The organism is Planococcus sp. CPCC 101016 (assembly GCF_007859295.1).
Lineage (GTDB): Bacteria > Bacillota > Bacilli > Bacillales_A > Planococcaceae > Planococcus.
Genome location: NZ_VOHB01000002.1, coordinates 1,569,273 through 1,581,042 on the forward strand (window position 1 = coordinate 1,569,273; position 11,770 = coordinate 1,581,042).

At 44.3% G+C, this 11,770-nt stretch carries 14 protein-coding genes; all 14 read left to right on the forward strand.

Features of this window, described 5'->3' with window-relative positions; translation table 11 throughout:
* Positions 1-40 precede the first annotated feature (40 nt).
* The 14 genes from rpsA (at position 41) to aroC (ending at position 11,770) form a co-directional block, all read left to right on the forward strand.
* Entirely contained in the window at positions 41-1,186 is a 1,146-nt protein-coding gene (rpsA, locus tag FQV26_RS07290) for a 30S ribosomal protein S1 (protein ID WP_146556794.1), read from the forward strand.
* A 22-nt stretch (positions 1,187-1,208) separates the two neighbouring features.
* Complete coding sequence (fni, locus tag FQV26_RS07295) at positions 1,209-2,243, forward strand: type 2 isopentenyl-diphosphate Delta-isomerase (RefSeq protein WP_315898435.1); 1,035 nt, start codon at positions 1,209-1,211, stop codon at positions 2,241-2,243.
* Positions 2,244-2,336: 93 nt separating this feature from the next.
* Positions 2,337-3,647, forward strand: coding sequence for a ribosome biogenesis GTPase Der (der, locus tag FQV26_RS07300; protein WP_146556798.1), 1,311 nt, complete (start codon positions 2,337-2,339; stop codon positions 3,645-3,647).
* Positions 3,648-3,668: 21 nt separating this feature from the next.
* Positions 3,669-4,688 (forward strand): NAD(P)H-dependent glycerol-3-phosphate dehydrogenase, encoded by a 1,020-nt coding sequence (locus tag FQV26_RS07305; RefSeq protein ID WP_146556800.1) that lies wholly within the window; start codon positions 3,669-3,671, stop codon positions 4,686-4,688.
* 86 nt (positions 4,689-4,774) lie between these two features.
* Positions 4,775-4,978 carry a DUF2768 domain-containing protein gene (locus FQV26_RS07310; protein WP_146556802.1) on the forward strand — a complete coding sequence of 68 codons (204 nt, stop codon included), beginning with the start codon at positions 4,775-4,777 and terminating at the stop codon, positions 4,976-4,978.
* A gap of 10 nt (positions 4,979-4,988) precedes the next feature.
* Positions 4,989-5,699 (forward strand): hypothetical protein, encoded by a 711-nt coding sequence (locus FQV26_RS07315; protein WP_146556804.1) that lies wholly within the window; start codon positions 4,989-4,991, stop codon positions 5,697-5,699.
* Positions 5,700-5,871: 172 nt separating this feature from the next.
* Positions 5,872-6,144: an HU family DNA-binding protein gene (locus FQV26_RS07320; protein WP_006829858.1), complete on the forward strand. Its 273-nt coding sequence runs from the start codon at positions 5,872-5,874 to the stop codon at positions 6,142-6,144.
* Positions 6,145-6,484: 340 nt separating this feature from the next.
* Entirely contained in the window at positions 6,485-7,069 is a 585-nt protein-coding gene (gene folE / locus FQV26_RS07325) for a GTP cyclohydrolase I FolE (protein WP_146556806.1), read from the forward strand.
* Positions 7,070-7,090: 21 nt separating this feature from the next.
* A complete protein-coding gene (gene mtrB, locus FQV26_RS07330; RefSeq protein ID WP_058385037.1) occupies positions 7,091-7,312 on the forward strand; it encodes a trp RNA-binding attenuation protein MtrB in 222 nt (73 codons plus the stop codon).
* A 77-nt stretch (positions 7,313-7,389) separates the two neighbouring features.
* Positions 7,390-8,166 (forward strand): heptaprenyl diphosphate synthase component 1, encoded by a 777-nt coding sequence (locus FQV26_RS07335; RefSeq protein ID WP_146556808.1) that lies wholly within the window; start codon positions 7,390-7,392, stop codon positions 8,164-8,166.
* A 5-nt stretch (positions 8,167-8,171) separates the two neighbouring features.
* Positions 8,172-8,870: a demethylmenaquinone methyltransferase gene (locus FQV26_RS07340; RefSeq protein WP_146556809.1), complete on the forward strand. Its 699-nt coding sequence runs from the start codon at positions 8,172-8,174 to the stop codon at positions 8,868-8,870.
* A 22-nt stretch (positions 8,871-8,892) separates the two neighbouring features.
* Positions 8,893-9,867 (forward strand): heptaprenyl diphosphate synthase component II, encoded by a 975-nt coding sequence (gene hepT / locus FQV26_RS07345; RefSeq protein WP_146556811.1) that lies wholly within the window; start codon positions 8,893-8,895, stop codon positions 9,865-9,867.
* Between the two features lie 85 nt (positions 9,868-9,952).
* Positions 9,953-10,399: a nucleoside-diphosphate kinase gene (gene ndk / locus FQV26_RS07350; protein ID WP_008431013.1), complete on the forward strand. Its 447-nt coding sequence runs from the start codon at positions 9,953-9,955 to the stop codon at positions 10,397-10,399.
* Positions 10,400-10,597: 198 nt separating this feature from the next.
* The gene (aroC, locus tag FQV26_RS07355; protein ID WP_146556813.1) at positions 10,598-11,770 is read left to right on the forward strand and encodes a chorismate synthase; all 1,173 of its coding nucleotides are present in this window, start codon (positions 10,598-10,600) and stop codon (positions 11,768-11,770) included.

An 11,770-nucleotide genomic window follows, 5' to 3' on the forward strand; every position in this document is an offset into this window, starting at 1 on the left:
ATAAAATAGAAGATGGATAGTTTGTGAAGGAGGGCTACTTATGTCAGAGGAAACGAACATGATGGAAAACCGTGACTTCCAAACAGGAGATCGCGTGAAAGGGATAGTGGCAAAAATAGAAGAAAAAGCAGTAACCGTAACGATCGAAGGGGCGCCTTTTGATGGCATTATTCCCATTAGTGAGTTATCGAGCCTGCATATCGAAAAAGCATCGGATTCAGTGCAAGTTGGTGATGAACTGAATTTAATCATTACGAAAGTGGAAGATGAGAATTTTGTTTTATCCAAGCGCAAAGTTGATGCCGAACAGGCATGGGACGAATTGGAGAAGAAATTCGAATCAGGCGAGATTATTGAAGCTGAAGTAAAAGATGTCGTAAAAGGCGGTCTCGTAGTCGATTTGGGCGTACGTGGTTTTGTTCCGGCTTCGTTAGTGGAAGATTACTTTGTCGAATCTTTTGAAGATTACAAAGGGAAAACCTTGACGTTCAAAATCGTCGAAATGGAAAAAGAGAATAACCGGCTAATCCTTTCACACCGTGCAGTTATCGAAAAAGAAAAAGAATCACAAAAAGAACAGGTGATGGAGCAGATCCATGCCGGAGATGAACTGAAGGGTAAAGTTCAGCGCATTGCTTCTTTCGGGGCATTTGTCGATATCGGCGGAGTAGATGGATTAGTCCACATCTCCCAGCTGTCGCATGAACACGTTGAAAAGGTTTCTGACGTGGTGACGGAAGGACAGGAAGTCACTGTAAAAGTGCTGTCTGTCGACCGGGATTCTGAACGTATTTCTTTGTCCATCAAGGACACTTTGCCTGGACCATGGGATTCTATTGACGAAAAAGCGCCAAAAGGTTCTGTTCATACCGGAATGGTTAAGCGTTTGGTAAGTTACGGGGCATTTGTCGAAGTATTGCCTGGAGTTGAGGGACTTGTCCATATCTCCCAGATTGCACACAAGCATATTGCCACACCAAACGAAGTATTGACCGAAGGACAGGAAGTACAAGTAAAAGTCTTAGAAGTCAATAAAGCCGATAAACGCCTGTCATTAAGCATCAAAGAATTGCAGGAAAAAGAAGGCGAACAGGATTACTCAAATTACGAAATGCCTGAAGAGTCATCTGGCTTCTCAATCAGTGATGTAATTGGCGATAAATTAAAAGGATTCAAGTCCGAATAATATGTCGAGAGCTGAACGTAAAATGGATCATATACAATTTGCTTTATCGACAGGGCAGAGCAAACAAAACATGTTCGATGACATCCGATTTGTTCATCAGGCTTTGCCGGACTCCGCCGTATCTGAAATTTGCATAAAACCAAAAACAGGTGATTTGAACTTGAAATCACCTGTTTTTATTAATGCGATGACGGGTGGCGGTGGCAGGGACACCGAACAATTGAATGGTCTTTTGGCTCGGGTTGCCAGAGAGACGGGAGCGGCGATGGCTGTAGGTTCTCAGATGGCAGCACTTAAAGACCGCAGCGAACGGCAATCCTATGCTGTTGTCAGGAAGGAAAACCCCGAAGGCATCCTTTTTGCCAATCTTGGCAGCGAGGCAACCGTGCAGCAGGCTCACGAAGCAGTTGAAATGATTGAGGCGAATGCTCTTCAAATTCATTTGAACGTCGTGCAGGAACTGACCATGCCGGAAGGAGACCGTGATTTTCGCGGAGCGTTTGAACGCATACAAGCGATTTCAGCGTTTGTCGACGTTCCTGTAATCATAAAGGAAACCGGTTTCGGCATGTCGCGAGAGACTGCGGAAAAGTTGAAAGATACCGCTATTTCAGCGATTGATGTCAGCGGCTTCGGCGGAACGAATTTCGCGCTGATTGAGAACGAGCGCCGCAGAAGAAAACTGGCATATTTTGAAGACTGGGGCATTCCGACAGCGGCAGCGATTGTGGAAGTGAAAAGTGTCTTCGGAAAAACGGTGCTTGCGTCGGGTGGGCTGCAGGATGCCCAGGATATGATTAAAGCGTTTCTGTTGGGGGCTGACGCGGTTGGTCTCGCCGGCTCTTTTTTGAAGACTGCGATGCAAGAAGGCGAAACTCAACTGATCAGTGAGATCCACGCGCTTTACGAAGATCTGACGATGATGATGACGGCTCTGGGGGCTGAAGACTTGCCCGCGCTGAAGAAATGTCCGGCTGTGATCACTGGAGAATTGGCCCAATATCTCAGCGCCAGAGGCTTTAATCCGGCATCTTATGCAATCCCTGCGAAAAACTGAATATTGCACATTTAAAGGGGATGGACATTTAACAGATGCCATCGCCTTTTTCGTGTATAATAAGCATATCAGAAGTGGAAGGATGAATTTATTATGGCAAAACCGGTAGTAGCAATAGTTGGCCGGCCGAACGTTGGTAAGTCCACGATTTTTAATCGCGTGGTAGGAGAACGAGTTTCAATTGTGGAAGATATTCCAGGAGTGACGCGTGACCGTATTTACAGTTCGGCAGATTGGCTGACACATGAATTCAATATTATAGATACAGGGGGCATCGATCTTCGTGACGAGCCATTCCTTGAACAAATTCGCCAGCAGGCAGAAATCGCTATGGACGAAGCGGATGTCATCATTTTCCTTGTCAACGGACGCGATGGCGTTACAGCACAGGATGAGCAGGTAGCTAAAATTTTATATCGTACTAAAAAGCCGGTCATTCTGGCCGTCAATAAAATCGATAATCCCGATATGCGCCATATGATCTATGATTTCTATACGCTTGGAATGGGCGAGCCTTTTCCGCTTTCAGGATCACACGGATTGGGGTTAGGGGATCTTTTGGACGAAGTAGCCAAAAACTTCCCGACAGACGATGAAGAAGAGTATCCGGATGACATCATCAAATTCTCATTGATCGGCCGTCCGAATGTCGGTAAATCATCTCTAGTGAACTCATTCCTGGGTGAAGAACGCGTTATTGTCAGCGAAGTCGCAGGAACCACGCGCGACGCTGTAGATACTCAATATGAATATAATGACCAGCCGTACGTTATTATTGATACGGCCGGTATGCGCAAAAAAGGGAAAGTTTATGAAACAACTGAGAAATACAGTGTATTGCGTGCCTTGCGTGCCATTGAACGTTCAGACGTTGTTTTAGTGGTCTTGAATGCAGAAGAAGGCATTCAGGAGCAGGACAAAAAAATTGCCGGTTATGCCCATGAAGCCGGGAAAGCCATCATCATCATCGTCAATAAATGGGATGCCATCGAAAAAGATGAAAAAACCATGAATGTCATGACACGCAAAATTCGCGAGCACTTCCTGTTCCTAGATTATGCACCGATCATGTTTGTTTCTGCAATCAGCGGAAAACGTGTCCATAACATTTTGGAAATCGTCAATAAAGTAAATGACAACCATTCAAGACGAATCCAGTCGAGCATCCTGAACGAAGTAATTGAAGACGCAGTTGCCATGAACCCGGCGCCAACTGACAAAGGCCGTCGTCTGCGTGTTTATTATGCAACTCAAGTGGCCATCAAGCCGCCGACATTCGTCGTCTTTGTCAATGAACCGGATCTCATGCATTTCAGCTATGAACGCTTCTTGCAGAACCGGATCCGCGAGAGCTTCGATTTTGAAGGAACTCCTCTTCGTCTTATAACAAGAGCGCGTACTTAAGATAAAAGGTGGTTTTAGCTTATGGAAAAAGTTTCTGTTTTTGGAGCAGGAAGCTGGGGGACCGCTCTGAGCTATGTGCTTGCTCAGAATGGTCATGATTTATTGCTTTGGACACATCGCCAGGACCAAGCTGACGAAATCAACCAGCATACAAATAAACGGTATTTAAAAGATACGCAGTTGCCTGAAAGCCTAAAAGCTACAAGCGATTTGCCTAAAGCAGTAGAACACGCCGATATTTATGTGCTGGCTGTTCCAACAAAAGCAATTCGCGAAGTTTGCCGGGATATCAAAAAAAACATTAATCGAAAAATTTTGTTCGTCCATGTTTCCAAGGGGATTGAACCGGATTCGCTAAAGCGGATCAGTGAAATGATCCGCGAAGAAATTCCGGAACAGTGGATTGAGGATGTGGTCGTATTATCCGGTCCGAGCCATGCAGAAGAAGTCGTTCAGGAACATCCTACAACCGTCACCGCAGCTTGTGAGAACACTGAAGCGGCTAACCGGATCCAAGATCTGTTCATGAACCATTATTTCCGTGTTTATACGAATACGGATGTAATCGGTGTTGAAATCGGAGGCGCTTTAAAAAACATCATCGCTTTGGCCGTCGGAATTACCGATGGCTTAGGTTTCGGAGATAATGCAAAAGCTGCCATCATGACGCGTGGGCTAGCGGAAATCGCACGCCTCGGCGTTAAAATGGGAGCCACACCTTTAACTTTCTCGGGATTGACCGGAGTCGGTGATTTAATTGTGACCTGTACCAGCGTACATTCACGCAACTGGAGAGCAGGGAACATGCTCGGAAAAGGAAAATCCTTGGACGAAGTGCTTGAAGAAATGGGCATGGTTGTCGAAGGCATCCGGACCACCAAAGCAGCTTATCAATTGTCACAAGCATACGATGTGCCAATGCCGATAACTGCTGCACTTTATTCAGTTCTTTTTGACAATGTATCAACAGATGATGCGGTTGGAAAACTGATGGGACGCATGAAGAAGAATGAAATGGAAGATTTGATTAACTTGCTTTAATTGTCACAAAAGAAGAGGATGCCACAAGCAGACTCTTCTTTTTTTATGCTATACTATTGCTGAAACACTACGAAAGGCGGGCAATTATGAGTGCTTTAGATAAAATGTGGGTATCATTTGCTGGAATTGCTTTCTTACTGATTTCAATGGGTTTTATCTACTTGAGCAGATACAAATTGAAAAACGGCATACTTAAATTTTTATTCGCCCTAGTTGCATATATCTTGCTGATTCTTGGATTCTTTATCATGATATTCACGGTATTCAGCGGCCCTACAGGCGGCGCTTGAGGTGAGGAAAATGAAAAAAATGACAATGTTTATCCTACTCCTGCTTATTGTCGGATTTTTGTCTGCTTGCGGATATCCACAGAGTGAGAGAGCGGGGAACCAGATTCCTTATGAAGATCAATTGATTACTGTACAAAACGCTGTAAATCAGTACAGAGGAGCGACTGGCGGCTTGCTGCCAATCAAAACTCGGGAAATGGATGTAGACCAATACATCAAATACCCTGTCGATTTTTCCAAAATCGTCCCTGACTATACAGCGGAAGTTCCGACAAACGCATTTGAAACCGGAGGTGTTTTTCAGTATGTCCTTATGGATGTAGAGGAAAACCCAACCGTGAAACTGGTTGATCTGCAGGCAGCAGAAGCAATCAGATCTGTTAATGTGCGCAAAAGTGCAAATGGCGGACGGGTGCCAATTTCAGAAATCCTTGCAGACAATGTTTACAAGTTCAACTTTAAGGAAATGGGATTCTCTGAGGAACCGACTGTGGTAAGTCCGTATAGCGGCCGTAATTTGCCGATGGTGATCACGGGAAGAGGAGACGTCTACATCGATTACTCAATGGATCTTTATTCAGCTCTTCAAGAGTACGAAGGGACTTTAGAAGAAGGCCAGGATATTCGGTTTATCTTGTATGAAGAACATGCAGTCGTACCTGCTTACTCACTTCCTTATACAATCGACGAAAAAAATGAACCAATATTTTTAACCGAGTAAAAAGCTTGATTTGACGCGATTTTAATAGAAATGCCCTCTTTATAGAAAATTTTGTTAGTATTTGGTGGTTTTATTGAAAAAGCAGGCTGTTTGTTGTTGCTATGCGATTTTCGATGTGATACTCTTTTTACAGGATTGATGGTTGCATCCCCTTTGAGAGGAGGTGAATAGCATGAACAAAACAGAATTAGTGAACTCTGTTGCTGAAGCAGCTGAACTTTCTCGTAAAGACGCTGCCAAAGCAGTTGACGCTGCATTTGAGACGATTCAAGACGCTCTAACTAAAGGTGAAAAAGTACAGTTGATCGGATTCGGTAACTTTGAAGTACGCGAACGCGCGGCCCGCAAAGGACGTAACCCACAAACTGGCGCTGAAATTGAGATCGCTGCAAGCAAAGTTCCTGCATTTAAGCCAGGTAAAGCGCTTAAAGACGCAGTGAAGTAAGCTTTAGCCTCTGTACATAGGATGACTTTTGCGAGACACAATCTTGCAAAAGTCATTCTTTTTTTGAGTCAACAATTTTGCGAAACACCTGTGCGTATGCTACGATTCATGTGAGAAAAGCGGAGGCGGCCGTTCTGCTCCGACAGGCATAAGACGATCTGGCGAAGCGGCGTACTTTGCCGCATAGCCAGAGTGGCTTATGACCCGAGGAGCAGGCCGCTGAAGCTAGACAGTGAGAAAAGCGCAAGCATAAGTAAAATCGCTAATATAAGTAAAAGCCACCGGTAGCCATCCTGCTGCCAAACAAATAAACGATTCGTCTTCAACAGGAGGAAACAGAATGATAGATGTGAAAGCACAGAAGGTAGACCTAGATAAAATAGAACAAGCTGTCTCGATGATATTGGAGGCAGTTGGGGAAGACGTAAGCCGGGAAGGATTACAGGATACGCCTAAAAGGGTAGCTAAGATGTATGCAGAAGTATTCTCCGGGTTGAAAGAAGATCCAAGAGAATATTTCAAAACCGTTTTTCATGAAGGGCATGAAGAATTGGTGCTCGTTAAAGATATTCCTTTCTACTCGATGTGCGAACATCATCTCGTTCCGTTTTTCGGAAAGGCGCATATCGCCTATATTCCTCGTGACGGAGTTGTGACAGGACTGAGCAAATTGGCAAGAGCGGTGGAGACAGTTGCAAAACGTCCACAGTTGCAGGAACGCATCACTTCGACGATTGCAGACTCCTTGATGGAAACTTTGAATCCACATGGCGTCTATGTAATGATTGAAGCGGAGCATATGTGCATGACGATGAGGGGCATCAAGAAACCAGGATCAAAAACAGTTACAGCGGTTTCCCGTGGGATTCTTGAAACGGACGACATCAAACGTTCGGAAGTAATCACATACATTAATATGAACTAAAAATGAAAAGCAGGTGTGAATATGGCTCAGACGGAATATATTGTTATTCGCGCACAGGAAGACGGCGTGAACGTAATAGGATTGACCCGCGGCAACGATACAAAATTTCACCATACTGAAAAATTGGATAAAGGCGAAGTGATGATTGCTCAATTTACAGAGCATACATCAGCTATGAAAATCCGTGGGAAAGCGGAGATTCATTCGGCTCATGGTATCGTTGAAAGCGAAGCTAAAAAATAAACGATATTGGATGAAGGCTAGGCTTTGCCTGTGATATACTATTGTAGTATGGCTAAATCATGAATGGAGCAAGCAGTATGAATGGACACCAAATACAATCGAAAATTATTTCCATGGGGATCGAGGTTATAAATGCTGTGCGCCAGCGGACACTTGATCAGTACACAGAAGGTCCATCGGTAAAAGAGTCCCGTTTGTTTTTTTTGCTATTGCCTTTTTTTGACGGGAAGAATTGGTCGCCTGAAATTGAAGCCTCAGCAAAAACGGTTTCCATCGTATACGCCGCTTTGCATGCCCATGATCAAGTAAGAGAAGACGCTCCGATTATAAAAGAGCAGCAGCTAACGGTGTTGGCTGGAGATTTATACAGCGGCATTTATTATCAGATGCTGGTCAATACCAAGAACATTGCAATGGTGCAGCAACTCGCTTCAGCTATTATTCAAGTGAGCGAAAAGAAAACTTCCTTTTTTGAAGGAAGAGTTCGGCCGCTGGAAGAAGTGGAAGAAGCCATAAACATCATCGAAACTGAACTTTTAATGGCATTCTATAATTATTACGGCTTTACAGAATATGCACCACTTGCCAAACAAGCCTTGCTTTATATTCGCTATGCCGATGAATTGGAACGATTACAAGCCAAGGACTATACACACGCCTTGCTGGAACTGAACGCTAACCTTGTTCACGAAATCTATACAGAACATTGGCTGTTGGAAAAATTAGACAGTCTGCACCGCCAGATTTCAGCGTCCATTGCTGAGTGTTCATTGGACTACGAAGTTGAAAATTTTCTGCTCCATCAAATAACCCCGCACCAGCATAGAGCTGAGCAGCTGACCCGAGAAGGATGACTGATATGCCTAAAACGAAAGAACAAAGAGTCCACGAAGTATTTGAAAAAATATCCGAGAACTATGATCAGATGAACTCTGTCATCAGCTTCCAACAGCATAACAAGTGGCGTGAAGACACGATGTACAAGATGCAAGTGCCTAAAGGAGCCGCCGCAATTGATGTATGCTGCGGAACGGCTGACTGGACCATTGCGCTTGGCAAGGCAGTCGGTGAAACCGGACAGGTGGTCGGACTGGATTTCAGCCAGAACATGCTGAACGTCGGACATGAAAAAACCAAAAATATGCCTCAAGTTAAACTGATACAGGGAAATGCCATGTCATTGCCTTATCCGGACAATTCCTTTGATTTTGCCACAATTGGATTTGGTTTGCGCAATGTACCAGATTACCGCCAAGTCCTTTCTGAAATGCATCGTGTATTGAAGCCGGGTGGAATGATTGCCTGCTTGGAAACATCTCAGCCTGAAAATATCATTTTCAAGCCGATTTTCAGAATATATTTCCGCTTCATTATGCCGGTCTTCGGCAAACTCTTCGCTAAAAGCTACAAAGAATATTCATGGCTCCAGGAATCAGCAAAAACATTTCCGAGCATGAAACAATTGGCAAAGCTGTTCGCAGAAGTCGGGTTTGAAAAAGTGAAATACAAGCCTTATACAGGAGGCGCCGCAGCCCTCCACCTAGGAATAAAAAAGTAAATTAGCGGGAGAAGGATTTTAAGTGGAAAAGATGAAGTTGAAATTGCTCTATTCCGACCTTAGACCGGAACTGGAAATGATCGAGAAGGAATTGGAACAGGCAGTGGATTCCAAATCTCTCCTATTAAATGATGCATCTCTTCATTTATTGCAGGCCGGAGGGAAAAGAATCCGACCTGTTTTTGTTTTGCTTGCAGGAAAATTCGGCGATTATAACATCGACGTCATGAAGCGTGTAGCCGTACCGCTTGAACTGATTCATATGGCTTCATTGGTTCATGACGATGTCATAGACGAGTCGGAAATCCGCAGAGGGCGCCCGACTGTCAAGGCGCAGTGGAACAACAGCGTAGCAATGTATACGGGCGATTTCATTCTGGCGCGTGCGCTAGAGCGAATTACCGAGATTGAATCTCCACGCATTCATGAAATTCTCTCTAAAACACTGATTGAAGTTTGCCGTGGGGAAATCATCCAGATTAAAGACAAACATAAATTGGACCAAAACTTACGGGATTATTTCCGGCGGATTAAGCGGAAAACTGCGTTGCTGATTTCCTCCAGCTGTGAATTGGGTGCGCTTGTTTCTGGAACTGACGAAAAAACCGCTGCCCATTTACGCCGCTTCGGTTATTTTATTGGAATGTCATTTCAGATAATTGATGACATTCTTGATTTCACTTCAACTGACGAAGAACTGGGGAAACCGGCTGGCAGTGATTTTATTCAAGGGAATATCACGTTGCCCATTTTATGCGCGCGAAAAGATCCCGAGATTTATACGATGCTAAAAGCTAATTTGAATAAAGACTTGACTGATGAAGAACGGTTGATGATTGTCAATACGATCCGAAATAGTTCTGCCATTGAAGAAGCGAAAGCCATGAGCGAGCGGTATTTGGAAAAAGCCTTGCGGGAACTTTCCTTCTTGCCGAAAGGAAGAGCGGTAAAAACGATGCGCAAAATCGCCTTTTTCATTGGCAAGCGCAATTTTTAAGTTGTCGGTTGACAAATTAGCCGACAATGATAGTATTTTTTAGGGTGGGCAAAAAGCCTGAGTTTTTAATAGAGGAGTGTTTACAATGGAAAAAACATTTTTAATGGTTAAACCAGACGGCGTTCAGCGCAATGTAATCGGAGAAATCGTCGCACGTTTTGAGAAAAAGGGATATCATTTGGCAGGTGCTAAATTGATGCAGATTCCTACTGAATTGGCTGAAGAGCATTACGGAGAGCATAAAGAGCGTCCTTTCTTCGGTGAATTGGTTGAATTCATCACTTCAGGCCCTGTATTTGCAATGGTTTGGGAAGGCGAAAACGTTATCTTGACTGCACGTCAGATGATGGGCGCTACAAACCCTAAAGATGCAGCTCCAGGAACAATCCGCGGAGACTTCGCAGTCACTGTCGGCAAAAACATGATTCACGGATCGGATTCTGCTGAAAGTGCAGAACGCGAAATCGGCTTGTTCTTCAAAGAAGAAGAATTGGTATCATACGAAAAAACAATGAACAGCTGGGTTAACTAATTCACTTGTAAAATTATTTAGCAGAACCGTCCTAAAAATGGGACGGTTCTTTTTTTATTGGAAATGAACAATTAATGAAGGTAAAAATTCTCAATTAATTGAAGTTTCACTTTATCTGAATTTCATATAGAATTGAAGAAATGCCTTATGGTATAGTGGTACATAAATACTTTAGCACGTTGAAGGGAGAAAGCGTAAATGCGTTATTTAACAGCAGGAGAATCACACGGTCCACAATTGACTGCCATCATAGAGGGGTTGCCGGCGCAATTGCCTTTAACGGCAGAACTGGTCAACAAAGAGTTGAAAAGACGCCAAGGCGGACATGGTCGGGGAAGACGAATGCAAATCGAGAAAGATACGGTTGAAATCGTTTCCGGAGTCCGACATGGCAAGACACTGGGCTCTCCTGTAGCTTTAGTCGTCAAAAATGACGATTGGAAACATTGGACTTCCATTATGGGAATTGAACCTATCGAAGATACAGCAGAAGTAAAGCGTCAAATTTCGCGCCCACGCCCTGGACACGCTGACTTAAACGGCGGTATGAAGTATGGCCATCGTGACCTCAGAAACGTCCTGGAGCGCTCTTCAGCACGCGAAACGACGGTCCGTGTAGCGGTCGGTGCAGTAGCGAAGCAATTATTGGCTGAGCTGGGCATCAAAATCGTTTCCCATGTTACCGAAATTGGCGGCATTAAAGTAAACCCTGAAAGCTACCTAGGCAAGTCTGCTGATGAAATTCGCGACATCGTTGAGAACGATGCAGTATATTGTGCAGATCCATCAGTGACAAAGCAAATGACTGATTTGATTGATCAGACCAAAAAAAATGGGGATTCCATTGGAGGAACGGTGGAAGTGATTGTGGAAGGCATGCCGGCAGGAATTGGAAGCTACGTTCATTATGACCGGAAGCTGGACGCAAAATTGGCAGCAGCCATCATGAGCATCAATGCCTTTAAGGGTGTGGAATTCGGTTTAGGTTTTGAAATGGCCCGCAAACCCGGCAGCGAAGTTCACGACGAAATTTTATGGGATGAAGAAAATGGCTATACCCGTAAAACCAACAATCTTGGTGGATTTGAAGGCGGGATGACAACGGGAATGCCGATAATTGTCAGAGGTGTGATGAAGCCGATTCCTACACTTTATAAACCCCTGAAAAGTGTCGATATTGAAACAAAAGAAGCGTTCCAGGCAAGCATTGAAAGATCAGACAGCTGTGCAGTTCCTGCAGCTTCCATTGTGGCCGAGCACGTAGTGGCCTGGGAAGTGGCGAATGCGCTGCTCGATCAATTTGATGCTGATCAGATGCCGCGCCTTGCAGACAACCTGAAGGACTACATGAAGTATACAAAGGAGTTTTAA